Origin of the sequence: Aestuariivirga sp. (assembly GCF_965227715.1) — a bacterium.
Classification (GTDB): domain Bacteria; phylum Pseudomonadota; class Alphaproteobacteria; order Rhizobiales; family Aestuariivirgaceae; genus Aestuariivirga.
Genome location: NZ_OZ245771.1, coordinates 337,938 through 361,653, shown reverse-complemented (window position 1 = coordinate 361,653; position 23,716 = coordinate 337,938). Strand labels below are relative to the sequence as shown.

The following is a 23,716-nucleotide window of genomic DNA, read 5'->3' as shown; positions in this document are numbered from 1 at the left end:
TCGCGCGCCGTCACCTTATGCCGGCCTGAACCGCGGCACGGAGCTCCAGGCTGCGGCTATAGGCTTTGAGGACGCCCACATCGCCCAAGACCTGGACGTCGAACAGGCACTGCTCGCGGGCTGCTTTATCGTTGAGCGAAGAGCAGGCCTGCTTGGCCACGTCATAGGACAAGGGCTCCCGCACGGCCGGTGCGGCAAGGACGGTGCTCTGACAATTATTGGCGGTTGAGGGCCAGTCGGGGTCGGTGAAATATTTGGTCGACTGCCCGGCGGGATAGTCGAAGAGGCTGGTCTGATCCGTCACCCGCCAGGATTCGCCAAATTTTCCGTAGAGCACCTTGTAGCGGGTGGTGAGGGCGGCGGGCATAGCGCCGAAATTCGTTCTGTCGCCGCCGCGTGGCAGCCATTCGCCAGCAGCCACATGCCCCATGAGTCCGGCCCGCGCGGTGGTGTTCAGCACCTCGACCACAATGTGCCAATAGCCCTGGGATTGCCAATAGGTGGGTGTGGCGATGACGCGCGTGCCATCTGCCGCGGTGAAGGTGAGGCTGCCGGCGCCATTCGCCGTAATGGAGCTGCCGGAGCCAAGATCGAGTGTTCCGCGATCCAGCGTCTTGACGCGGCCGCCGATCCGCAACTCCATGCGCCCGTCCCGCGCGGATGGTCCCACTTGCTGATAGGTGACGCGCTGGCTGCCCAGCTTCAAGGCGACGGCCGTATTGAGGCTCACACAGCTGGCAAGGCCGGTATAGGCATTGGCGCCGGGCGTGAAGGTGGTCGTAACCGGGCTTTGCCGCGTCTGCAGTTCGAAGCTGCCGTCCTCGTCCTTCAGGGCCACGAATTCGCCTGCCGCCTGGAAATCATAGGCAATGCCATTGGTGGTGACGATGTGCGGATCGCCCCGGTCCGACGGTCCAGCCGTGGGGCCGATCGCGCAGAAGGGCGTGGGATTACTGGCAGAAGCTGTGAGATCGGCAATGGCTTTCACATCAATATCGTTGGCAGCACTGCCCGGATTGCCCTGCGGCATGGAATGCGGAAGGCCGGTCTGAATGGATTTGGCCAGCACCATGTCGCAGTAGCCCGTCAGCTCCGTCGAGAGATGGGGCAATTGCCCGGCCATACCGCCGGCCGTGTGGCAGCCCTGACAAGCGGCGGGCACATAGGCATCATTCAAGCGCTTCCTGTTCTGCGGCCAGGACGCGAGCACGATGGGGTCATACCAGGTGTCCCCGAACATTGGCAGGTTGAGAGGCGGCTTCCCGAGCTTGCCCAACACCGTCTCCGCAGAGGGGTTTTGTGCTTGCCCGAAGGGCTTGGGGGGAACCGGATTGCGCGGGTGCACGATGAAGGGGTTTTGCCCCGCATGGCAATCGCTGCACATGCCAGCTGAGCCGCTGGTCAACTGCGCGCCGCCGCTCATGAAGTTTCCAGACGGGTTGGGGCTGACCTGCGCGGGATCGTTCCAGCCGATGGGGATCTTCGTGCCCTTGAGGAACGGAAAGCTGGAACCGTTCATCTGATTGTCCCAGAAACAGGCCGAGGATTTGCCGGTGAGCGGAGACGCTCTCTTGCCCAGGCAGACGATGCCATCGAGCGCCACCGTCACCCCATCGGCGGGGTTCGTGTCGTTGGAGCGCGGCAAGGCAATGCACAAGCCCTCGGGGCTGGTGCTCTTATAGGTCATCACCTCGACGCTGGTGTTCACGAGGAAGAGCTGGTCGGTGGGGATGAAGCCCTGGCTCACCCATCTTGAATCGCCAATGGGCGGCGGAATGGGGACGGCATTGTTCCGGCACTCGGTGATATAGGCCTGGCCGGAGTTGACGGTGGCAGAGAGCGGCGTGACCGTGAGCGGCGGCCGGAAGCCTGATTGCTGGATGAAGCGCTCGAAATCCGCACCCAGGGCGAAGGGGCGGGCATAGGGCACGAGAACGTCTGTATCCGTCCTCGGAAGCTCGAAGCGGAGCAGATAAGCAAGCGCATTGAGGGCGCGGCGGTGCTTATCGTCGCCGGGCTGGGCGGGCGCATTCGCGTAAAGCCACTCGACGGCGCGAAGCTCAAGCAACAGCTGCTGATTGACGGTCATCGCGCGCGCCGCGCGGGCCTCGCGCAGCTGCCTGTCATAGCTGAGCCGAAGTTCAGCGGAGGCGCGAGCATAAACATTGCTCTTATACCAGGCGATGGCGTTGGTGATCAGTTTGTCCGTGGGCACCAGCTGACGGCCCCGGCTGTCGAACAAGGCCCCATGGCCCATGCCCGCGATGGGGCTGGGCGATTCCTGGGCGTGAACCGGGCTGTTGAGCACCACAGCACCCAGCAGCAAACAGAGGAAGAGAATCCGGCGCAGCATGATGCCTCCACATCTCTTCCGCCCTTGTGACTGCAGGCTGAACGCAGCCGCAGCGCAACAGAAGTTGACGTAACGTTACATCATGCTATCTCCGGATGCAAGAACCGCCCTTTTAGCGGTCACCCTCAATGGCAAAATCGCGCCTGGCCGCGAAGAGCGAGATGGAGAAGCCCGCGACCACGTCAATCAGCGTCATCAGCGTGAGAATGAAGAAGGTGGCCGTTCCCGCGAAGCTGACGAGCAGGAGGCAGACCAGAGCAACGATGAAGGTGGCAGTGGACAGGATGTGGTCCAGTATCGCGCTGCGGCCGGGCCGCGCGGCCTTCAGCATTTCGAGAAACAGCGCCACGAGGCCCGCGATCACGAAGAAGTCCCCTCCCCGCAGCGTGATTTCGGCGCCAGAGGCGAGCGTCATCGAATAGGCATCGCCATCGAGCAACATGCCACCTCCGGAGGCCATCAGCAGATAGACGGCAATGACGATGGCGAGGGTCGGGAAGGATATGAGGTAGCGCATGATCTGTTTGATCTCCGGTGTGGGGCTGAACCTAACTTAAGTTCTGCGATTCCCGCAAAGGCGGGTTGAGCGCATTATCGTACGAAATGTTCTTTATTACGAACGCACCTTACGCTATATTCGAGCCCTACAGATAAGATGGAGCTCACCATGGCACTGCAAATTGGCGATATTGCACCCGACTTCGAGGCTGAGACCACTGAGGGTCACCTGAAGTTCCATGATTACATCGACGGCGCCTGGGCCGTGTTCTTCTCTCACCCGAAGGATTTTACCCCCGTCTGCACCACGGAGCTGGGCTCGGTGGCCAAGATGAAGCACGAGTTCGACAAGCGCGGCGTGAAGCTGATCGGCATTTCGGTCGACTCGGTTGAAGATCACAAGCGCTGGAAGGAAGACATCAAGGACGTGACCGGCGCCTCCGTGAACTATCCGATGATCGGCGACGAAGACCTCTCGGTGGCAAAGCTTTATGGCATGATCCACCCCAACGCCTCCGGCAATGCCAAGGGCCGCACCGCAGCGGACAACGCCACCGTGCGTAACGTGTTCATCATCGGGCCTGACAAGAAGATCAAGTTCATCGTCGCCTACCCGATGAGCACGGGCCGCAACTTCAATGAAATCATCCGCGTGGTGGATTCGCTCCAGCTCACCGCCACAAAGTCGGTGGCAACCCCTGCCGACTGGAAACAGGGTGAGGACGTGATCATCTTGGCTTCCGTTTCAGACGAAGCGGCCAAGGAAAAGTTCCCGGGCGGCTGGAAGACGCTGAAGCCCTATCTGCGCATGGTGCCGCAGCCGAAGTAACTGCGATTTTTTCAGCGCTCACAATGGCCGGGCTTAGCCCGGCCATCTTTTTTGCCGTTGTAAAAGGATGCCCGGGTCAAGCCCGGGCAAGGTGATGATTGGTGGGTGTGCCCCGGAAAACGGGGCTCACCACCATTTTGGCGCGGCATATCCCCCTGCCGCTGCTTCAATTGCGGCGGCCGCCTGGAACAATGTTTCCTCGCCGAAGGGCTTGCCGATCAGCTGCAGGCCCAGCGGCAGGCCGTCTGCCGAGAGGCCGGCGGGAACGGCAATGCCGGGGAGGCCCGCCATGTTCACCGTGACCGTGAAGATGTCGTTCAGATACATCTGCACGGGGTCGGTGATTTCGCCGGGTGCGAAGGCGGGGCTGGGGGTTGCGGGCGTCAGCACGACGTCCACCTTGTTCCATGCCTCTTCGAAATCGCGCTTGATCAGTGTGCGGACTTTCTGGGCGCGGACGTAATAGGCGTCGTAGTAACCAGCGGACAGAACATAGGTGCCGATCAGAATGCGGCGCTGCACTTCGCGGCCGAAGCCCGCGGCGCGGGAATTCTCATACATATCCACGATGTCGTCCCCGCGCACGCGCAGGCCGTAGCGCACGCCATCATAGCGCGCGAGGTTGGACGAGGCTTCCGCCGGGGCCACGATGTAATAGGCAGGGAGCGCATATTTGGTGTGAGGAAGCGAAATCTCGACGATCTCCGCCCCCTGCTCCTTCAACCACGCCGCACCCTTGGCCCACAGCGTATCGATCTCGCCAGGCATGCCGTCGACGCGGTATTCCTTGGGGATGCCGACGCGGAGGCCCTTGATGGGCCGGCCGATGGCGGCCTCATAGTCCGGCACGGGCAGATCGACGGAGGTCGTATCCTTCGGATCCACACTCGCCATGGACTTCAGCATAATGGCGGCATCGCGCACGTCCCGCGCGATGGGGCCTGCCTGATCAAGCGAGGATGCGAAAGCGACAATGCCCCAGCGCGAGCAGCGGCCATAGGTGGGCTTGATGCCCACGGTGCCGGTGAAGGCTGCGGGCTGGCGGATGGAGCCGCCCGTATCCGTCGCCGTCGCTGCCGCACAAATATGGGCAGCAACCGCAGCGGCGGAGCCGCCGGAAGAGCCACCAGGCACGAGGGCTGCGTTTGAGTTCTTCCGCTTCCACGGGTTGATGACGTTGCCGTAATAGCTCGTCTCATTGGAGGAGCCCATGGCGAACTCATCCATGTTGAGCTTGCCAAGCATCACCGCGCCATCGCGCCAGAGATTGGCGCTGACGGTTGATTCGTAAGGCGGCTTGAAACCATCCAGCACATGGCTGCAGGCCTGGGTGTGAATGCCCTCCGTCGCGAATAGATCCTTGATGCCAAGAGGAATGCCTTCGAGCGCCCCGCCCTGGCCCGCTGCCAAGCGCGCATCAGATGCTTTTGCCATCTCACGGGCCTTCTCGGGCGTCTCGACGATATAGGCGTTGAGCACGCGGGCGGCTTCCATGGCGGCGAGGTAGGCATCCGTCAGCTCGAGGGTGGAGAACTGCTTCTTCTTCAGGCCGTCGCGTGCGGCCGCGATGGTGAGGGCGGTGAGGCTGGTCATTCGATCACCCGCGGCACCATGAAGAAATCATCCTCCTGGGCAGGTGCATTGGCCGTGATCTTGTCAGGGTAGTGGCCGTCCGTCACCTCGTCCTTGCGCATCTTCATCTTCATGGAGACGACGGAGGTCATGGGTTCCACATTCGCCACGTCGACTTCGTTCAGTTGCTCAATGAAGCCGAGGATGGCGTTGAGTTCGCCCGCAAGCCGCGGCACGTCCTCATCCTTCACCTTGAGCCGCGCCAGGCGCGCGACGCGCTTCACCGTTGTCTGATCGACCGACATTCCGTTTCCAGTCCTTGAGCTTCGTCGAGGCGCGGAATAGCACCCGCTCAGGCCACCTGCAACTTGGCTTTCTGGCGGCCCTTTTCGTCGAAATTCTCAGGCCTGAGCCAGCGCTCGAAACCGGCCCGGATACGGGGCCAGTCCTTGTCCAGCATGGCGAACCAGGCGGTATCCCGGTTCCGCCCCTTGACGATCAGGTGCTGGCGGAAAATGCCTTCGAATCCAAAGCCAAAACGCTCCGCCGCCTTGCGGGAGGGCGCGTTGAGCGCGTCGCATTTCCATTCCAGGCGGCGCACGCCCAGGTCATCGAAGCAGTGACGGATCATCAGGAAGATAATCTCGGTTGCCTCCCGGGTCTGCTGCAGGCCGGGGGACATCCAGATATGGCCGATCTCGATCACCCCATTGGGCGCATCAGCGCGCATGAACGAGCCCATGCCGCAGGCCTTGCCCGTATCGCGGCGGATGAAGGCATAAAACCACGGGTCCCGCGACGCTTCGCGCTCCTTCAGCCAGCCTTCGAACTGCTCGAAACTCTGCCAGGGGCCGTAGCCCAGATAGGTCCAGACATCGCCACTGGGGTCGCTGTCCTTGAAGCTGTCGTAGAGATCCTTCGCGTGGGTGGCGGCGATGACGGGTTCCAGCACCACCCAGCGGCCGTGGAGGGGCCGCATGTCGGGCTTGGAGCCGGGCGGCAGCGGATCGACGATCGGGCCTACGGGGCGTTCGGCTTTCTTTGCCATCAGAATTCCACCGTTTCTTCTGCGGCCATTACCTTAACCTTCGCGGCATCCGGCCCCATGGCCTTGAGGAAGGACGAGGCATCATCGGCCACGAATCCCTTGAAGGAGCCGAAATGGCAGGGGATCACCGCCTTGAAATCAAAGAAGTTGCGGCAGGCATAGGCCGCCTGGTCCGCACCCATGGTGAAACGGTCCCCAATGGGAAGGATGCCGATGTCCGGCCGGTACAGCTCCTGGATGAGCTTCATGTCCAGCGAGAGGCCGGTGTCACCGGAGATGTAGAGCGTGTTGCCATGTTCGCGCTTTGCCTCGATCACGAAGCCCGATGGATTGCCGAGATAGACCGGCGTTCCCGCCACCATGTCCGAAGAGGAATGCCAGGCGTTGGTGAAGATCACGTCGAAATCGTCAAAAACGATCCGCCCGCCATGGTTGCCGGGGCTGTAATTGTCGATGCCCTTGGCGTTGAGCCAGGAGCATATCTCGAAATTGGAAACGAGCAGCGCGCCGGTCTCCTTCAGGATCTCAAGCGAGTCGCCCGTGTGGTCGCCATGGCCATGGGTGAGCAGCAGATGGGTGCAGCCCCGGCAGGCCTCCTGCCAGGTGGTTTTGGCGGCCGGGTTTCCCGTGAAGAACGGATCAACGAGGATGACGGCATTGCCCGTTTCCACCCGGAAGGCGGAATGGCCGTGATAGGTGATCTTCATGGAAGGCACTCCAGATGTGAGGTCCGCATGATCGGCTGCTTGCTACATATTGGCAAGTTCGCTTCCTCAGTTTTCAGGTCCGTCACCCCGGCGTAGGCCGGGGTCCCGCTTTGGGCGGCGCGGCGTGAGGAAAGCTGGATCCCGGCCTCCGCCGGGATCACGGAAGGGTGGGAGGTTTGCTTGCTTGGCCGCAAGGAAAGGGTAAAGGGACGCCATGGCCGAAGCTGATCTTTCCCTCCGCGAAGCAATTGCCACCATTCCCGCCGGCAAGCGGCTTATGGGGCTCGACCTGGGGTCGAAGACAATCGGTGTTGCCACCAGCGACCGGACGCGGATGATCGCAACCCCCATCGAGACCATTGCCCGGAAGAAATTCACCCAGGATGCGGAGCGGCTGCTGGCGATCATCGCGGCGGAGAATATCGGATTGATCGTGCTGGGCCTGCCCATCAACATGGATGGAACGGAAGGCCCGCGGTGCCAGTCGACCAGGGCCTTTGCGCGCAACTTCGCCAGGCTCTCGCCCGTCCCCGTGGTCTATTGGGATGAGCGGCTGTCAACTGCGGCGGTGGAGCGGATGCTGATCCAAGCCGATGCCTCCCGCGCGAGGCGGGAGGAAGTGATCGATAAGCTGGCCGCCGCCTGGATCCTGCAAGCGGCACTCGACTCTCTCAGATGACCACGATTTTCCTCGCCCTTTTGCCGGTCTTCATCGTGATTCTGGTGGGCTATGCGCTGCGCCGCTTCGAGGTGATTGATACGGCGCAATGGGCCGGGCTCGACCACCTCTGCTATTTCGTGCTGTTTCCGGCGATCATCTTCAAGGAAATCGCCGCGGCGGATTTCGCCAATGTTCCGGTGCTGCAGATGGCGGGCGCCATGGCGATTGCGGTCATTGCCATGATCGGCCTCCTCGTTCTGCTGAACCGGCCGGTGATGGCGGTGCTGAAGATTGACGGGCCGCAATTCACCAGCCTCGTTCAGGGTGCCGCGCGCTGGCACACCTTCATTGCCTTTGCCATCATCCCCCTGCTCTTCGGGGCGGAGGCCTTATCCCTGGGTGCCGTCAGCGCGGCGGCGATGACGCCCCTCCTCAACATCCTCTGCGTCATCGTCATGGCCCGCTTCGCCCATGAAACCTATGTGGAGCCGGGGAAGCTGCTGCTGTCCATTTTGAAGAATCCCTTTGTCTTCTCTTCATTGGGGGGTGTTGCCTGGCAGCTTTCGGGCCTTCACGTGCCGGGCATGGCGCTGCAGGTTCTGGACATGATCGGCCGGGGCGCCCTGGGCCTTGCCCTTCTGACCGTGGGTGCGGGGCTCCAACTGGGCTCCGTGGTGAAAGCCTGGCCGCCGATTGCAGCCGCCACCGTGCTGAAACTGCTGGCCATGCCGGCGTTGATGGCAGGCGCACTGTGGCTGATGGGCGTTCACGGCCAGGCCTTCGCGGTGGCTCTTCTCTGTGCGGCGGTGCCCACGGGCTCAGGCGCCTATGTTCTGGCCCGCAAGATGGGGGGAGACGCGCCCATGGTGGCCAATATTCTGACCATGCAGGTCATTGCCGCCGCCCTCACCATCCCGCTCGTGCTGTGGCTGGCGGGCGCAACCACCTGAGGCTTGTGCACAGGGGGCCACATGGCGCTTGCGGGCCACGGCAATTGTGCTTACACACCCGGTTTTGATGACACGCGAAGCCCGCCCGCCGCTCCTCAAACGCCAGCACCTGCTGGCCATCGACGATATCTCCCCTCCTGAAGCCATCCGCCTCCTCGACCTGGCCGAACGCTATGTCGAGGTGAGCCGCCAGACCGACAAGCGGCAGCCGGTGCTTCAGGGGCGCACCCAGGTGAACCTGTTTTTCGAAGCCTCAACCCGGACCCAAAGCTCCTTCGAGATTGCCGGAAAGCGGCTGGGTGCGGATGTGATGAACATGGCGGTTGCCACCTCATCCGTCTCCAAGGGCGAAACGCTGATCGACACGGCGATGACCATCAACGCCATGCAGCCGGACTTTCTGGTGGTGCGCCACCAGTCTTCAGGGGCAGCGGAGCTTCTGGCGCAGAAAGTCTCCTGCGCCGTCATCAATGCAGGGGACGGCCAGCATGAGCACCCCACGCAAGCACTTCTGGATGCCCTCACGATCCGCCGCCACAAGAAGAGTTTCGAGGGCCTTACCGTGGCGATCTGCGGTGACGTGCTGCATTCGCGCGTGGCGCGCTCCAACATCCATCTGCTGAACAAGCTGGGGGCACGGGTGCGGGTCGTGGCACCCTCCACCCTGCTTCCCTCCGGCATCGACAATTTCGGCGTCGAGGTACACCGCAGCATGGAAACGGGCCTCAAAGGGGCTGACGTGGTGATGATGCTGCGCCTGCAGCTGGAGCGGATGACGGGGGCCTTCGTGCCTTCGATCCGCGAGTATTACCGCTTCTACGGCCTCAACGCAGAGAAGCTGAAGCTCGCCAAGCCTGATGCCATGGTGATGCACCCTGGCCCCATGAACCGCGGAATCGAGATCGACTCGGACGTGGCCGATGGCGTTCAATCGGTGATCCGCGAACAGGTGGAAATGGGTGTCGCCGTGCGCATGGCGGTGCTCGATGCTCTCTCCCGCAACATTCCCGGCGGAGGCAACGCGTGAAGAGTCCAACAAAGCCCCATGCGCGCCGCCGGGCCTATGTGAATGCCGAAATCGTGGCCCCTGCCCAAGGCCTTGCGGGCCGCGGCGGCATACTGATCGATGATGGCTGGATCCTGGATGTAGGCCCCAAGGTGACGCGCGACAGCGTAGGCTCTGGCGCTGCCGTAATCGACTGCCAGGGCCTCACCCTCATTCCGGGCCTGATCGACATGCGGGTGTTCACGGGCGAGCCGGGAACCGAATACCGCGAAACGCTGGCGAGTGCGTCGGAAGCAGCAGCGGCAGGCGGTGTGACGACTATGATCGTCATGCCCAATACGCAGCCCGTGATCGATGATGCGGCCATTGTCGACTTCATCATGCGGCGCGCGCGCGATACCGCATCCGTGCGGGTGGCGCCCATGGCCTCGATCAGCAAGGGCATCGGCGGTGAGCTGATGACGGAGATCGGGCTTCTGAAGGAGGCCGGTGCCGTCGCCATCACCGAGGGCACCAAGGCGCTGGTGAACGCCAATGTGTTCCGCCGCGCCCTCACCTATGCCAAGGATTTTGACATGCTGGTCGTCCAGCATGTGGAGGAGCCGGCATTGTCCTCCGGCGTCATGAATGCAGGCGAGGCCGCGAGCAGGCTGGGGCTTTCTGGCATTCCCGCCATGGCGGAAGTGATCATGCTGGAGCGCGACCTGCGCCTGGTGGAGATGACAGGTGCCCGCTACCACGCTTCGCAAATATCAAGCGCGCTTTCGGTTGAGGTGATGCGGGCGGCCAAGGCCAGGGGCCTGCCTGTCACCTGCGGCGTCTCCGTCCATCATCTGGTGCTGAACGAAAATGACATCGGGGCCTATCGCACCTTCTTCAAACTCTCGCCGCCTTTGCGCAGCGAGGATGACCGGCGCGCGCTGGTGGCAGCCGTGGCGGATGGCACGATTGACGTGATTGTCTCCGGCCATGACCCGCAAAGTGCCGATACCAAGCGGCTTCCCTTCGCGGAGGCCGCCTATGGCGCCGTCGGCCTCGAGACCATGCTGTCCGCCGCACTCGGGCTTCACCACAATGAAGGCATGCCCCTCTCCCGGCTGGTTGAGGCCATGTCCTCCAAGCCCGCGGAAATCCTGAAGCTCGAGACTGGCCGATTGGCCCCGGGAGCACCTGCAGATTTTGCGCTCGTTGACCTCACGCTGTCCTGGACAGTGGAGGAGGAAAGCCTGCGCTCGCGTGCCAAGAACTCCCCCTTCGAGCACCGCACGCTGGAAGGCCGCGCCGTCGAAACCATCGTTGCGGGCGAGAGCGTTTACGCTTACGTTCGGGAATGACGGACGGCAACGATCCTTCTTTCCCGGTTCCCCTCCCCTTGTGGGGAGGGGGAGAGAATGGTTCGTATACGGATGTTTGAACTGAGTGCATGGGTGACTGATGGGTTCCGCCCTCGACATGATTATATCGCTGGTGTTCGGCTATCTCTGCGGCACCATCCCCTTCGGGCTGATCCTCACCAAATCGGCGGGGCTGGGTGACATTCGCACCATCGGTTCCGGCAATATCGGGGCCACCAACGTGCTGCGCACCGGCAACAAGAAGGTGGCAGCACTCACCCTCATTCTCGATGCGCTGAAGGGAACGGTCCCTGCCCTGCTGATGGGATGGCTCTTCGGACCGCAGGCTGCAATCCTCGCCGGGCTTGCAGCCTTCTTCGGGCATCTCTTCCCCATGTGGCTGGGCTTCAAGGGCGGTAAGGGGGTGGCCACCTCCATCGGTGTGCTCTTCGGCCTCTACTGGCCGCTTGGGTTGATTTTCATTGCGGTGTGGATCGTGATGGCGCTGGTCTTCCGCATGTCCTCCCTCTCCGCCCTCAGCGCGAGCTTCGTCTCGCCGCTCGCTGCCTATGCATTGGGCCAGTTCGATCTGGTGCTGCCGGCAGCGATCATGGGGGCAGCGGTTTTCATCACCCACCGGGCCAACATCGCGCGCATCCTCAAGGGCGAGGAACCGCGCATCGGTAAGTCCAAGCCTGCATGACGGCGGGCCCGCTCAGCGACGAGGAGCGCCGTGACTGGCTCCGCCTCTCGAAGAGTGAAAATGTCGGGCCCTCCACCTTCAAAGCGCTTCTCAAACGATTTCGCACCGCCTCCGCGGCGCTGAACGCCTTGCCGGACCTGACGCGCAAGGGGGGCCTCAGCCGCCCGCCGCGGATCTATGGGCGCGACATGGCCGAACAGGCGATTGCCAGGGCCGATGCGATAGGCGCCCGTTTCATCGGCATGACCGAGCCCCACTACCCCGCCCTGCTGCGGGAGACGGATACGGCACCCCCCATCATCTGCGCCAAGGGCGACATGGCGCTTCTGGCGAAGAGCGGTGTTGCCATCGTCGGCGCCCGCAATGCTTCCGCCATCGCCCGGAAATTCTCCCGTCAGCTCGCCCGCGACATTGGTGTGACGGGCCATGTGATCGTCTCGGGGCTTGCGCGCGGCATTGACACGGCGGCGCATGAGGCCTCACTCGAGACCGGCACCATCGCCGTGATCGCCGGCGGGATCGACGTCGTCTACCCGCCCGAAAACCAGGCGCTACATGCAGCGATCGGCACGCGCGGGGTGATCATCTCGGAGCAGGTGCCGGGGACGGAACCCAAGGCCGATTTCTTCCCGCGCCGGAACCGCATCATTTCCGGCATCGCCCGCGCGTTGGTCGTGGTGGAGGCCGCCATGCGCTCAGGCTCGCTGATCACCGCGCGCTATGCGGCCGACCAGAACCGGGAGGTGTTTGCAGTGCCGGGCTCGCCGCTGGACCCCCGCTGCGAGGGAACGAACCGGCTGATCCGCGATGGCGCTACGTTGCTGATGAGTGCGCGGGACGTGCTGGATGCACTGGGTGCCACGCGCCGGCCGCCGCAGATGGATTTCTTTGAACCAGAGCCGGAGCCCATTGCGCCGCGTGAGCCCGATCAGGCGGACATGCGCCGGCTACTTTGAGCTTCTCTCGCCCTCTCCCATCGATACCGATGATCTGGTGCGGGAAAGCGGCATCGAAGCGGCAACGCTTTCGGCCCTCCTCCTTGAGCTGGCGCTGGCGGGGCGGATCACCAGGCATGCCAACGGCTCAGTTTCGCTCGCGTGAGAGCCCGTTGATTTCTGCCGCCACCAGATGCTGCAACTCCCAGAGATAGGTATCGTGGATGCCGAGTTCCTCGAGCTTCGCCACGGTGTAGTGGAGATAGGCCGCACCGGAGCCGCCAAAGCCCGCCGCCCGCGCCAGCATATGGGCCTGGGCATGGAGCGGCAGATTCACATAGAAACGGTCGCGCCGCATGCCGGCATAAAAGGTGAGTGCCCGCTGGCGGCGGCCTTCCATATCCACATCGACCCAGCGCCAGGCGCTGGCGATGCGGCGGAACGGCACTTCGCGGCGGAGCAGCTTCTCAAGCTCCGTTGCAGCCGAGGCCTCGGGAATGAGGAAGACCTCGCCCTTGCACGAGCCGCCATGATCGAGAGCGAGCATCAGCCCCGGCTGCTCGGGCGAGCCGCGGAAGCGCGACAGCTTGATGCAGAAGGCGCGGTGCCAACCCCTCAGCCGGGCCGGAATGCGTGCGTCGAAGTCAAAGCCGGGATTCCACAGAAGCGAGCCATAGGCGAAGATGTGGACTGGGCCCGGCCCGTGCTGCTGCAGAATTGTCGTGACATATTCGGTAAAATCTTCATCGCGCATCGGCTCGCGGTCAGGATCGGGCGGCAGATGATCTTGCGGCACCTTGCGCTCGACCAGCGCAATGAGTTCCGGCGTGAGAACAACCTTCCTGCGCATTGTTCCCCTTCTTTCCTGCGGTCTAGTTCGAAGGGGAATCCCCGGCGCCGAGCTGCCGCAGCACCAGCATCATGGTGGCATGCGCTTCGCCCTCGCCGACATTGACGATCTTGTGCGGCAGGTCGCCCCGGAACCGCAGAGTCTCGCCGAGTTTCACGCGCTTGGTATCGTCCCCCGAGGTCACATCGAGCTCACCTGCCAGAATATAGAGGTGCTCAACGGTGCCCGGCGGGTGAGGGTCTGATTCAAGAACGCCCGCGGTCTTGGCCCGGAAATCGTACAACTGCACCTGGTCCACCAGGTTCAGGGGGCCCGTAATGGCCAGCCGGCAGAGCCCATCCTGGCTTTCGAGAATGGGCACCCCAGATTTCGTCTGATGCTCGAGGAACACCTGCGCGCCCTTGGTGCGGAGAACTTCGTCAATCGTCGTGTCGAGCGCCCGGGAAAGCCGGTAGACCGTCGACAGCGTGGGGTTCGTCTCGTTCCGCTCGATCTGGGAAATGATCGACTTTGCGACCCCAGATTGCTCAGACAAGTCCCCCAGGGACATGTTGTAGGCCTTGCGCAACCGCTGGATGGTGATCCCTAAAGACGGTGTCGGATCAAAGTCCTGTGAGGGTGGGTTTTTCCTGCCGCGACGCGTTGACATTTCGTCGTCCTGAACTTAGAACTGTTGTTCGTTAAAACGAACAACACCTTGGTTGGGTGTTCCTTGGATCCCGTGATAGCGCGTTTTCGTTCCGTAGTTCAAACGAAATCGTGTGTTTCCGGTGGGACCTGTACGGAAGACCGAACGTTTGGAACAGCGAACGCGAGAGCAAAGGGAGCAGCCGGGATGCGCTATTTTCCCATCTTCATCGATCTGAAGGACAGGCCCGTAACCGTCATCGGCGGCGGCGAGGAAGCCCTGCGCAAGATCCGCCTGCTGATGAAGACCTGCGCCCACATCAACGTCATTGCCCCTGAGCTTCACCCGGAACTCGCACGACTCGCCCGGGTGAACTGGATATCCCGCGGCTATCATGCGGGCCTGCTCGAAGGCGCGGCACTGGTCTATTCGGCCGATCCCGCCCTCAATGCACGGGTTGCAGAGGACGCGCAGGCACTGGGCATTCCCGTCAATGCGGTCGACAACCCTGACATTTCAACCTTCATCGTGCCCTCGATCGTGGACCGCAGCCCCGTCGTGGTGGCAATCGGCACCGAAGGGACCGCCCCAATCCTGGGCCAGGGCCTCCGCGCCCGGATCGATGCGATGCTGCCGCAAGGGCTGGGAGATCTCGCCCGCGCCGCCGCCGCCTTGCGCGAACGCGTGGCGGGCGCCATTCCGCCTGGCAGCCAGCGCCGCTCCTTCTGGTATCGTTTCTTCTTCGGCGATGTGCGCGAGGCTTTCCTGGCGGGCCAATCCTGCAATTATCTGGCCGGTGTCGAAAACCTCTTTGCGGAGGAAGCGCAGCCGGCTCAGGGCCGCGTCGCCTTTGTGGGGCTGGGCTCGGAAGACCCGGAACTGCTCACCATCAAGGCGCAGCGTAAGCTGCATGAGGCGGATGTAATCATCCATGACGCGCATGTGCCTGCCGCCATCCTCGAAATGGCGCGGCGCGATGCCGTCCGGATTGCCGTCAAGGGCGAGCTTTATGATGGTGCGACCGATCTGCTGATTGCGGAAGCCAGGGCCGGCAAGCTCGCCGTCCGGCTTTCCGCCGGCGAACCGTCGCTTGAGGAAACGGTTTCGGTCGCGGCCGAAGGCATTGCCTTCGAAACCATGCCCGCCGTCGCTCAGCCAAAAGCCGTGGAGCCCGTTCCCTTTCCCGTCCGCGAAGACATTCGTGAAGAATTTTTGAGAGCTGCATCATGACCACGCCCGAGAAAGGCCAACTTGTCACCGCCAACCGCCTGAGGGACGGGATCGCCGTCTTCCTCACGCGCTCCGGCGGCTGGAGCGAAGTGATCGACGAGGCCGTTCTGGCGCTGGAACCCCAGGCCGCCGCGGCGCTGGAAGCCCGCGCCCGCGAGGACGAGCGCAAGACGGTGGTGACGGGCTCCTATCTGATCGACGCCGAGCGCCTCAATGGGCGCGTGCGCGCAGCCCATATCCGTGAGCGCATGCGGGCCCTGGGCCCAACCGTGAGATTGGACCTCGGCAAGCAGGCCGAAGGCAAGGGTGCAGGCTTTGCCGCACCTGAGGGAGAGTAAGACCGATGTACCGCTACGACGAGTTCGACCACCAGTTCGTCCGTGAACGGACCAACCAGTTCCGCAACCAGGCGGAGCGCCGCCTGTCGGATGCGCTGACCGAGGATGAATTCCGTCCGCTGCGGCTGATGAACGGCCTCTACCTGCAGCTCCATGCCTATATGCTGCGCATCGCCATTCCCTATGGCACGCTGTCGGGCCGGCAGATGCGCCAGCTGGCGCTGATTGCAGACAAATGGGACAAGGGCTACGGCCATTTCACCACGCGCCAGAACATCCAGTTCAACTGGATAAAGCTGGAAGAAACAGCCGACATTCTGGACGCGCTGGCAGACGTCGAGATGCATGCGATCCAGACCTCGGGCAATTGCATCCGCAATGTGACGACGGACCACTGGGCGGGCGCTGCTGCCGATGAAATCGCCGACCCGCGCCCAGTGGGAGAACTGCTGCGGCAGTGGTCTTCGCTCCACCCTGAATTCTCCTTCCTGCCGCGCAAGTTCAAGATCGCGGTGACGGGTGCGCCCAACGACCGCGCCGCAGTAAAGGTTCATGACATTGGCCTCCGCCTGCACAAGGCTGCGGATGGAACCATCGGCTGGGAAGTGATCGTGGGTGGCGGCCTGGGCCGCACGCCCATGGTGGGCGTGACCGTGCGGGACTTTCTGCCCCAGCATGAGCTGGTGGGCTATCTGGAAGCCATCATGCGCGTCTACAATCTCTATGGCAGGCGCGACAACAAGTACAAGGCGCGCATCAAGATCCTGGTGCACGAGATCGGGGCTGCAAAGTTCAAGGAAGAGGTCGAGGCCGAATATGCCAGAAGGCCCCACCCTTCAACCGAAGTCGAGGAGCGTGAGCTCGCCCGCATCGCCGCCTATTTCGCCGCCCCCGAATTCGAAAAGCTGCCGCGCTGGTCTGCAAGCTTCGAGACGGCGAAGCTCGAACACCCAGCCTTTGCACGCTGGGCCAAGAACAATCTGGGGCCACACCGTGTGGATGGCTATGCGATCGTCAACGTCTCGCTCAAACCGGACGGCGGCATTCCGGGTGACGCCACCTCGGAGCAGATGCGCGTGATGGCCGATCTGGCAGAGCGTTACGGCTTCGATGAGCTGCGCGTGAGCCATGCCCAGAACATCGTGCTTCCGCATGTGAAGAAGGATGATCTCTTCACCGTGTGGCAGGCACTGGAGAAGGCCGATCTCGCCGCCGCAAATTACGGGCTCGCGGGCGACATTATCGCCTGCCCCGGCCTCGATTATTGCGCGCTGGCAACCGCCCGCTCCATTCCCATTTCGCAGTCGATCTCGCGCAAATTCGCGGATTCCGCCAAGCAGGATGAAATCGGCAGGATCAAGATCAACATCTCGGGCTGCATCAATGCCTGCGGCCATCATCATGTGGGCCATATCGGCATCCTCGGCCTCGACAAGAAGGGCGAGGAATTCTACCAGATCACGCTCGGCGGCTCCTCCGCGGAGAATGCCTCGATCGGCACCATCCTGGGACCAGGCTTTGCCGGACATGAGGTGGCTGACGCCATCGAAACCATCCTCGACACCTATCTGGCACTGCGCGAACCCGGCGAGGAATTCCTTGCCGCCTACCGCCGTGTTGGGCCCAAGCCTTTCAAGGAGGCACTCTATGCCACTGCTTAAGAATAACGTGCTTGTGCCGGATAGCTGGACGCACGCCGAGGCTGAGGGCGAATTGCCCGCCGCCGGCGACGTCTCCGTTCCATTTGCGCGCCTTCAGACGGACTGGGACACGCTTTCCAGCAGGCCGGGCAGGCTGGGCCTTCGCTTCAGCAACACGGACAAGCCGGAATCACTCGCCAACATGCTGCCCCGCCTGTCGCTGATCGTGCTGCCCTTTCCCGCCTTCAACGATGGCCGGGCCTATTCGATTGCCCGCAGCCTCCGCGAGATGGGCTACAAGGGCGAACTCCGCGCTACCGGCAATGTACTGCCCGATCAGCTGCAGTTCATGCTGCAGGTGGGCTTTGACTCTTTCGAGATCGGCGAGCGCTTTCCGCTCGAGACTTGGCAAAAGGCTTCGCACCAGATGTCCCTTGCCTATCAGCGCGGACTGTTCCGACGTGCGAACGAAGCCGAAATCTGGACCGAGCGCCACACCGATGCCGAGCCCTGGCTCGAGCAGCCGCACGCTGGATAAATCGCCGTGGACAAATTCATCTTTGAAAGCTACGCGGGCCTCGAAGGCCAGCAGTTGCTGGGGCCGATCCTCAGGGACTTTCCCGGCCGCGCTGCCGTGGTCTCGTCCTTCGGCGCGGAATCGGCCGTGCTGCTGCACATGGTTTCCGAGGTCGACAAGGCAACGCCTATCATCTTCCTCGATACGGGAAAGCATTTCTGGGAAACGCTCTCCTACCGCGCGATGCTGATCGACCGGCTGGGTCTCACGGGCGTGCGCACCATTGCTCCGGATCCAGCGGATCTGGCCAGTCAGGATGCGGAAGGCAAGCTTCACACGCTGAATGCGGACCAGTGCTGCCACATCCGGAAGACGCTGCCGCTGCAGAAGGCGCTTGAAGGCTATGACGTCACCATCTCGGGCCGCAAGCGCTACCATGGCGCGGCGCGGGCCACGCTCGATTTCCTGGCGATCACTGATGGACGCCTCAAGGTGGAGCCGCTCGCCGGATTTTCCGCTTTGGACATCGGGGCCTATATGTCGGCGCATGACCTGCCCGCCCACCCGCTCACGGGGATCGGCTATTTCTCGATCGGCTGCGAGCCCTGCACCACGCCTGGCGGTTCTGCCGCTGACCCGCGTGCCGGTCGCTGGGCGGGGTCAGGCAAGACCGAGTGCGGCATCCATTGGTCACACAATGGCGAAACGATCACCGTGCCGGCGGCTGCGCGCCACTAGCGGGCTCAGGCCGGTCCAAAGGAACTAAGTTACGTAAAAAACTGCCCGGCCGGCCCGGTGCAAATCGCCAAAAGCCGGTTATAGTCCCGCGATGAATTCCTGGGCCAGCGACTTCCTTCTCTTTGCCACCGTCGGCTTCTTTGCGCAGATCGTCGATGGCGCGCTGGGCATGGGCTATGGCATCATCGCCTCAACGGTGCTGCTGGCCACGGGTGTGGCTCCCGCCCACACCTCCGCCAGCGTCAATGGCTCCAAGATCTTCACCTCCGCCGCCTCAGGACTTTCCCATATCTACAACGGCAATGTGGACCGGCGGCTTCTCGTCATCCTCAGCATCGCGGGTGCCATTGGCGGGGTGTTGGGCGCCATGCTCCTCATCAGCGTTCCGCCCGGCGCGACGCGGCCTTACATGTTTGCCTATCTCTTCCTCATGGGCCTCATCATCATCTGGCGCGGCACCATGCCCGCCGTGAAGAAGACGCCGTCAGGCGCATTCGTGGCGCCCGTTGGAACGGTGGGCGGCTTCCTCGACGCTTTCGACGGGGGCGGCTGGGGACTGGTCGTCACCTCGAGCCTCATCGGTGCGGGTGCGGCACCCCGCTTCGTCGTCGGCACAGTGAATGCTGCGCAGTTCGTGGTTACCTGCACCATCATTTCGGCTTTCGCAGCAACCGCGGTGCTGGGCATGTGGCATGAGGCGAATGGGCCCGCCAATCACCTCGCGGCCGTCGCGGGGCTGGTGATCGGCGGCATTCCGTCGGCCCTCTTTGCCGGTTGGCTTCTGCAAGTCGCACCGCGGACGCCGCTGATGATTGCGGCGGGCGTGACGATCTGCGCCATCTCGGCCTGGCAGATTTGGAAGACCTTTGCTTGAGAGCTAGTCTACTTCGTCAGACGGGACGATCCAGCTTTCCTTCAGCGCTGCTTCTCGCCAGGAGGTGAAGGCGGGGGTGTTTAGAACGGCGTCCATATAGGCGCGGGTATCTTCCGCCACCGGCACCATGAAGGTTTCGAAGCGCGAGACCACGGGCGTATACATGGCGTCAGCAATGGAGAAGCGGCCGAAGAGGAATTTTCCGCCCTTGCCGAATTTGCTCCGGCAATGCCGCCACAACTGCTCAATGCGGGCCACGTCCCGGTTGACGGCCTCGCTCATCGGCACAGGTCTGGGCGGACGCCTGATGTTCATCGGGCAGGCATTGCGCAGGGCCGAGAAGCCCGCATGCATTTCATTCGAAACGGCCCGCGCAACGGCGCGCGCGGAGGAGGTCTTGGGCCAGAGGTGCTTTTCAGGGAAGAGCTCCGCCAGATATTCCATGATGGCGAGGGACTCCCACACCACCTGGCGCCCATGGTGCAGCACGGGAACACGGCCCGCGCCCGAATGCTCCGCGATCAGGGCTGCCGTTTCGGGCGTGTCGAGGGGGATCACCGTTTCGCGAAAGGGAATTCCCGCCATGCTGAGCGCCATCCAGGGCCGGAGTGACCAGGAGGAGTAATTCTTGTTGCCGATGACGAGGTGGATGTTGCTCATTTCTTTTCAACGGCCTCCACCGGGCCACCTGCTTCCTTCCACGCCGCGAAGCCGCCCTTGAGGTTCTTCACCGGGTTCAACCCCATGCGCTGCAGCACCTGCGTGGCCAGAAGCGAGCGCCAGCCGGAGGCGCAGTGGATGATGAAGGTCTTCTCTTCAGCGAAGATCGGCTTGTGGTAGGGGCTTTCCGGGTCCACCCAGAACTCCAGCATGCCGCGCGGGGCGTGGAAGGAACCCGGAATGCGGCCCTCACGCTCGATCTCCCGCGGGTCGCGAATGTCGATGATCGCAACATTGGGCTGGCCAAGAACGGCAATCGCGTCAGCAACCGGCATGCTCTCAACCTCGGCCTCGGCTTCCGCCATGAGTTGCCTGTGACCGATGACGATGTTCTGCGGCATTCGTCCCTCCCCCGTGGTTTGTTTTACTTTGTGTTGCGCGAGGGGCTCCGGCTCGTCAAGTAAAATGGCTTCATGACAGGCCTCAGAGAGATTTCGGAAGGTGCCGCCAGGCAACGAAACCCGCTGCCGCCAGCGCGGCAGAAAGGATGACGAACACTGCGCCGATCGGGAACCACAAAAGTGCAATGGCGAAGACGAAGGCGGGGATAAGTTCCGAGCAGTCGATATAGGTGCGGTAGACCGCCGCCATCTGCTGGCGCTCATGGTGGCGGACCGCGCGCAGGAACGGAATACCGCCCACGCCATCAATCGCTGAGGCCGAAACCGAACCCAGCAGCAGGAAGCCGATGGCGAGGTAAGGTGATGCCGTTCCTGCAAGCCCTGCCCCGAGTGATGCCGCCGCGCACAGCGCGAAGGCACAGGCCAGCACGCTCCGCACCCCGTAGCGTTGCGCAAAGCGGCCAGCGATCCAGGCGGTGAACAGAAGCGCCTGGCTCGCAGAAATCATGAAACCGCCCACCCGCTTGTCGAGCCCCGCCTCCACCAGCAGCAGCGGGCCATAGATGAAGAAGGTGGTCCAGAAACACGAGCGCCCGAAGGCGATGAACCAGGCAAGCCTGAGCCGTGGCTGCGCCAGAAAACGCCGCACATTCCTGAGGGCGCTGAAATTCTCCGCATTGCCGGGCGGCAGAGCGTTCACATTATCGGAGAGCTTCAGATACCAGAACAGCGCCATCAGCCCCGCCGCTGCCGCAATGGCAAGAAGCTGCGGCCCCCAGGGCCCGTAACTCACATAGAGTGTGACGCCCAGTGCCGGTCCCGTCATCCAGGAGACGGTCGACAAGCTCAGCCGCAATGGCTCTGACCGCGCCAGATCCGTGCGCCGGATATGTTCCATGATGTAGAGCTGCAGCGTGATGTTGATGACCGCCGCGCCCAGGTTCCGCAGCAGCATGCCGAGCGCTTGGCCTTCCAGCACGTGGCTGGCAAGTGCGAGACTCGCCGCCATCATCATGCTGACGCCCAGCGTGTAGGCCCAGCGCCGCCGCATCCGGCCCAGGAGATGCGGCAGGAACAGCGTGGCCGAGAGAACGGTGACCGAAACGACGGTCGAGAGCACGCTCACCTTCTGTGCCGCCCCCAGAATGTCATAGGCCTGGAGCGAGATCACCGTGGAGTTCAGCGAGCGCACGAAGGATTCCACCGCGAACAGGGCCGCGAAGGTATAGGCTCCCGCGCGGCGCGGCAGCGAAAAGTCCGTGGTGGAAAGATCGGTCGGCATGGTTGCTTCGAGTCGCAAGACGAGCATTTCTGATAGCGGGTCCGCAACAGCCGAGACAGATTGCCCACATGCTGTGAGCGTATGGCTTGAGGCGAAAGCGGCCGGAAGGTAAACACATTCTTATGTCCAGCTCCGAAAAGCAGTCTGTTGCGTTGGTTTCCATTGGGGCAAGTGCCCTGCTCGCAGGTGCCAAGTTCATCGCCGCCCTGTTCACAGGATCGCTCGGCATCTTGTCGGAGGCGATCCACAGCCTGATCGATTTTGGGGCCACCATCGTCACCTATTTCGCGATCCGCTGGGGTGACCAGCCCGCCGATGACGAGCATCATTATGGCCATGCCAAGATCGAGAGCATCGCCGCACTGGTTGAAACGGGGCTCCTCTATGCCACCACAGGCTGGATCGCCTGGGAGGCGATTTCACGGCTGACGAGCGGCGAAAGCCATTCCGTGGATGTCCAATGGTGGGCAGTCGCCATCATCGCAGGCTCGATCATCATCGACTACAACCGCGCGCGCGCCCTGAAGCGGGTGGCAAAAAAGACGTCGAGCGAGGCGCTGGAAGCCGACGCGCTCCACTTCTCCTCTGACATGTGGAGTTCACTTGTGGTGCTGGTGGGGCTTGCTGCCGTTTGGGCAGGTGTTCCCGCGGCAGATTCCATTGCCGCCCTCATCGTCTCGGGCTTCATCGCCTATGCAGGATGGAAACTCGGGGCCCGCACCATGAGCACCTTGCTCGATGCCGCACCCGCGGGTGCCACCGAGATCGTGCGCGGATTGGTGGGGGACGTCCATGGCGTGCTGGCGATCAAGTCCATCCGTCTGAAGCCCGCAGGCGCCACCATGTTCACCTCCATCATCGTGGAGGTGGCCCGGACCATGCCGATCGACGAGATTGTCCGGACCAAGGATGCGATCCAGGCGGCGGTTCAGGACCGCTTCCCAAACGCCGACATCACGGTGACGGCGAACCCGGTGGCGCTCGACAATGAATCCGTGTTCCAGAAGGTGATGCTGATCGCCAGCCGCCGCAACCTGGCCATTCACCACCTCAATGCCCAGCAGATCGGCGGCAGGCTGGCAATCAGCTTCGATCTCGAAGTCGATGGGTCCATGTCCCTGGGTGAAGCCCATGAAACGGCAACCGGCCTCGAGGATGCGATCCGCGCCGAACTTGGTGGCGATGTGGAGGTCGAAAGCCACATCGAGCCGCAGCCCGAGCGCATGCTTCAGGGCCAGGACGCGGCCTCGGGGCTGACAGCGGAGGTCTCAGCCGCCCTTCTGGCGCTCGCGGCTGCCCACGCGCGGCTCAGCGACATTCACAACATCCGCCTGCGGCGCAATGAGGAAGGCCTTTTCCTGCACTATCATTGCCGCTGCTCACCCGCCGAGACGGTGGAACGGATCCATGACGACATTGACCGCGTCGAGGCCGGGCTCAAAGACCGGTTCGGGGACATCAGGCGCGTCATCGCCCACGCCGAACCCCTGGGCGCGAGGCGGCACGCGCTCTAGCCATTCAGGTGCCGGAACGGTCCGGGTCGCTGTCCATCTCCGCGCCCGCCTTGGCAAGGACCTTGATGCGCTCGATCTCGTGGGCGGGGACCTCCACCCTGTTGGCAAAGCCGAAGGCTTCGTAATAGGCATATTCGAGCGGTACCATCACGGTGTAGAGCTGCATTGACCGGGCAAGGTTGCGAAATTCGAGGATCATGTCCGCCAGATACTCGGCGGTTTCGCGCTGACGCTCGGGAAAGCTCTTGGACGATTTATTCGCTTCCGCCACCAAGACCGGCGTGACCGAGGAAGCACCAGCGCGCCGTCTGTCCATTTCCACCCTCCAGTTGTCTTTACGTCCGATTTTTTCACTCTATACGTGCCGAAACAGATAGGAAGCACCTTAAGATTGAAAGAGCGGTGTGGACGGTAGAAAATTCCCTCGGCTTGAACCGCGCCGAGGATG

The 23,716-nt window shown here is 62.7% G+C and carries 25 protein-coding genes and 1 pseudogene; 14 read left to right on the top strand and 12 right to left on the bottom strand.

Going from position 1 to position 23,716, the window contains the following annotated elements; genetic code table 11:
- Window positions 1–10: 10 nt before the first annotated feature.
- Both ACO06F_RS01705 and ACO06F_RS01700 read right to left on the bottom strand, forming a co-directional pair.
- On the bottom strand, window positions 11–2,353 hold the full coding sequence (locus ACO06F_RS01705; protein ID WP_421694975.1) for a hypothetical protein: 2,343 nt from the start codon (window positions 2,351–2,353) through the stop codon (window positions 11–13).
- Window positions 2,354–2,465: 112 nt separating this feature from the next.
- The gene (locus ACO06F_RS01700) at window positions 2,466–2,870 is read right to left on the bottom strand and encodes a hypothetical protein (protein WP_421694974.1); all 405 of its coding nucleotides are present in this window, start codon (window positions 2,868–2,870) and stop codon (window positions 2,466–2,468) included.
- 150 nt (window positions 2,871–3,020) lie between these two features.
- Between ACO06F_RS01700 and ACO06F_RS01695 the strand changes: the two genes are divergently transcribed.
- Entirely contained in the window at window positions 3,021–3,680 is a 660-nt protein-coding gene (locus ACO06F_RS01695; protein WP_421694973.1) for a peroxiredoxin, read from the top strand.
- Between the two features lie 126 nt (window positions 3,681–3,806).
- Here the strand turns inward: ACO06F_RS01695 and gatA are convergent, their stop codons facing one another.
- Genes gatA through ACO06F_RS01675 form a run of 4 tightly spaced genes read right to left on the bottom strand, consistent with a single transcriptional unit; the run spans window position 3,807 to window position 7,007 of the window.
- On the bottom strand, window positions 3,807–5,273 hold the full coding sequence (gene gatA / locus ACO06F_RS01690; protein WP_421694972.1) for an Asp-tRNA(Asn)/Glu-tRNA(Gln) amidotransferase subunit GatA: 1,467 nt from the start codon (window positions 5,271–5,273) through the stop codon (window positions 3,807–3,809).
- Complete coding sequence (gene gatC / locus ACO06F_RS01685; protein ID WP_421694971.1) at window positions 5,270–5,557, bottom strand: Asp-tRNA(Asn)/Glu-tRNA(Gln) amidotransferase subunit GatC; 288 nt, start codon at window positions 5,555–5,557, stop codon at window positions 5,270–5,272. Before gatC ends, gatA begins: the two co-directional genes overlap by 4 nt.
- A 47-nt stretch (window positions 5,558–5,604) precedes the next feature.
- Window positions 5,605–6,300 carry a GNAT family N-acetyltransferase gene (locus tag ACO06F_RS01680; RefSeq protein ID WP_421694970.1) on the bottom strand — a complete coding sequence of 232 codons (696 nt, stop codon included), beginning with the start codon at window positions 6,298–6,300 and terminating at the stop codon, window positions 5,605–5,607.
- The gene (locus tag ACO06F_RS01675; protein WP_421694969.1) at window positions 6,300–7,007 is read right to left on the bottom strand and encodes a metal-dependent hydrolase; all 708 of its coding nucleotides are present in this window, start codon (window positions 7,005–7,007) and stop codon (window positions 6,300–6,302) included. Before ACO06F_RS01675 ends, ACO06F_RS01680 begins: the two co-directional genes overlap by 1 nt.
- 214 nt (window positions 7,008–7,221) lie before the next feature.
- On the opposite strand from ACO06F_RS01675, the gene ruvX reads away from it, so the two are divergent.
- The 6 genes and pseudogenes from ruvX to dprA all read left to right on the top strand — a co-directional run bounded on the left by ruvX (window position 7,222) and on the right by dprA (window position 12,762).
- On the top strand, window positions 7,222–7,686 hold the full coding sequence (gene ruvX, locus ACO06F_RS01670; RefSeq protein ID WP_421694968.1) for a Holliday junction resolvase RuvX: 465 nt from the start codon (window positions 7,222–7,224) through the stop codon (window positions 7,684–7,686).
- Window positions 7,683–8,618 carry an AEC family transporter gene (locus ACO06F_RS01665; protein WP_421694967.1) on the top strand — a complete coding sequence of 312 codons (936 nt, stop codon included), beginning with the start codon at window positions 7,683–7,685 and terminating at the stop codon, window positions 8,616–8,618. Before ruvX ends, ACO06F_RS01665 begins: the two co-directional genes overlap by 4 nt.
- A 67-nt stretch (window positions 8,619–8,685) precedes the next feature.
- Complete coding sequence (locus tag ACO06F_RS01660; RefSeq protein WP_421694966.1) at window positions 8,686–9,645, top strand: aspartate carbamoyltransferase catalytic subunit; 960 nt, start codon at window positions 8,686–8,688, stop codon at window positions 9,643–9,645.
- Window positions 9,642–10,958, top strand: coding sequence for a dihydroorotase (pyrC, locus tag ACO06F_RS01655; protein ID WP_421694965.1), 1,317 nt, complete (start codon window positions 9,642–9,644; stop codon window positions 10,956–10,958). The genes ACO06F_RS01660 and pyrC overlap by 4 nt, the downstream gene beginning before the upstream one ends.
- A 100-nt stretch (window positions 10,959–11,058) precedes the next feature.
- Window positions 11,059–11,661: a glycerol-3-phosphate 1-O-acyltransferase PlsY gene (gene plsY, locus ACO06F_RS01650; protein ID WP_421694964.1), complete on the top strand. Its 603-nt coding sequence runs from the start codon at window positions 11,059–11,061 to the stop codon at window positions 11,659–11,661.
- Window positions 11,658–12,762: pseudogene (gene dprA / locus ACO06F_RS01645) on the top strand (DNA-processing protein DprA). The gene plsY and the pseudogene dprA overlap by 4 nt, the downstream one beginning before the upstream one ends.
- Here dprA and ACO06F_RS01640 read toward each other — a convergent pair.
- Window positions 12,745–13,446 carry a gamma-glutamylcyclotransferase gene (locus ACO06F_RS01640; RefSeq protein ID WP_421694963.1) on the bottom strand — a complete coding sequence of 234 codons (702 nt, stop codon included), beginning with the start codon at window positions 13,444–13,446 and terminating at the stop codon, window positions 12,745–12,747. The pseudogene dprA and the gene ACO06F_RS01640 sit on opposite strands and share 18 nt — an antisense overlap.
- Before the next feature lie 22 nt (window positions 13,447–13,468).
- Window positions 13,469–14,095 carry a helix-turn-helix domain-containing protein gene (locus ACO06F_RS01635; protein WP_421694962.1) on the bottom strand — a complete coding sequence of 209 codons (627 nt, stop codon included), beginning with the start codon at window positions 14,093–14,095 and terminating at the stop codon, window positions 13,469–13,471.
- Window positions 14,096–14,281: 186 nt separating this feature from the next.
- On the opposite strand from ACO06F_RS01635, the gene ACO06F_RS01630 reads away from it, so the two are divergent.
- From ACO06F_RS01630 to ACO06F_RS01605, 6 genes are all read left to right on the top strand, one after another.
- Entirely contained in the window at window positions 14,282–15,304 is a 1,023-nt protein-coding gene (locus tag ACO06F_RS01630) for an NAD(P)-dependent oxidoreductase (protein ID WP_421694961.1), read from the top strand.
- A complete protein-coding gene (locus tag ACO06F_RS01625) occupies window positions 15,301–15,642 on the top strand; it encodes a DUF2849 domain-containing protein (RefSeq protein WP_421694960.1) in 342 nt (113 codons plus the stop codon). Before ACO06F_RS01630 ends, ACO06F_RS01625 begins: the two co-directional genes overlap by 4 nt.
- 5 nt (window positions 15,643–15,647) lie before the next feature.
- Entirely contained in the window at window positions 15,648–17,303 is a 1,656-nt protein-coding gene (locus tag ACO06F_RS01620) for a nitrite/sulfite reductase (RefSeq protein ID WP_421694959.1), read from the top strand.
- Window positions 17,290–17,820 (top strand): DUF934 domain-containing protein, encoded by a 531-nt coding sequence (locus ACO06F_RS01615; RefSeq protein WP_421694958.1) that lies wholly within the window; start codon window positions 17,290–17,292, stop codon window positions 17,818–17,820. Before ACO06F_RS01620 ends, ACO06F_RS01615 begins: the two co-directional genes overlap by 14 nt.
- A 6-nt stretch (window positions 17,821–17,826) precedes the next feature.
- A complete protein-coding gene (locus tag ACO06F_RS01610; protein ID WP_421694957.1) occupies window positions 17,827–18,537 on the top strand; it encodes a phosphoadenylyl-sulfate reductase in 711 nt (236 codons plus the stop codon).
- Window positions 18,538–18,628: 91 nt separating this feature from the next.
- The gene (locus ACO06F_RS01605) at window positions 18,629–19,411 is read left to right on the top strand and encodes a sulfite exporter TauE/SafE family protein (RefSeq protein ID WP_421694956.1); all 783 of its coding nucleotides are present in this window, start codon (window positions 18,629–18,631) and stop codon (window positions 19,409–19,411) included.
- A gap of 3 nt (window positions 19,412–19,414) precedes the next feature.
- Here ACO06F_RS01605 and ACO06F_RS01600 read toward each other — a convergent pair whose 3' ends face one another.
- From ACO06F_RS01600 to ACO06F_RS01590, 3 genes are all read right to left on the bottom strand, one after another.
- Window positions 19,415–20,071, bottom strand: a complete 657-nt coding sequence (locus tag ACO06F_RS01600; RefSeq protein WP_421694955.1) for a glutathione S-transferase family protein — start codon at window positions 20,069–20,071, stop codon at window positions 19,415–19,417.
- A complete protein-coding gene (locus ACO06F_RS01595) occupies window positions 20,068–20,472 on the bottom strand; it encodes a rhodanese-like domain-containing protein (protein ID WP_421694954.1) in 405 nt (134 codons plus the stop codon). Before ACO06F_RS01595 ends, ACO06F_RS01600 begins: the two co-directional genes overlap by 4 nt.
- A gap of 82 nt (window positions 20,473–20,554) precedes the next feature.
- The gene (locus ACO06F_RS01590) at window positions 20,555–21,772 is read right to left on the bottom strand and encodes an MFS transporter (protein ID WP_421694953.1); all 1,218 of its coding nucleotides are present in this window, start codon (window positions 21,770–21,772) and stop codon (window positions 20,555–20,557) included.
- Window positions 21,773–21,876: 104 nt separating this feature from the next.
- Here ACO06F_RS01590 and ACO06F_RS01585 point away from each other — a divergent pair, with 104 nt between their 5' ends.
- Window positions 21,877–23,268 carry a cation diffusion facilitator family transporter gene (locus ACO06F_RS01585; RefSeq protein ID WP_421694952.1) on the top strand — a complete coding sequence of 464 codons (1,392 nt, stop codon included), beginning with the start codon at window positions 21,877–21,879 and terminating at the stop codon, window positions 23,266–23,268.
- A gap of 4 nt (window positions 23,269–23,272) precedes the next feature.
- Here ACO06F_RS01585 and ACO06F_RS01580 read toward each other — a convergent pair whose 3' ends face one another.
- Window positions 23,273–23,584, bottom strand: coding sequence for a hypothetical protein (locus tag ACO06F_RS01580; RefSeq protein WP_421694951.1), 312 nt, complete (start codon window positions 23,582–23,584; stop codon window positions 23,273–23,275).
- Between the last annotated feature and the right edge of the window lie 132 nt (window positions 23,585–23,716).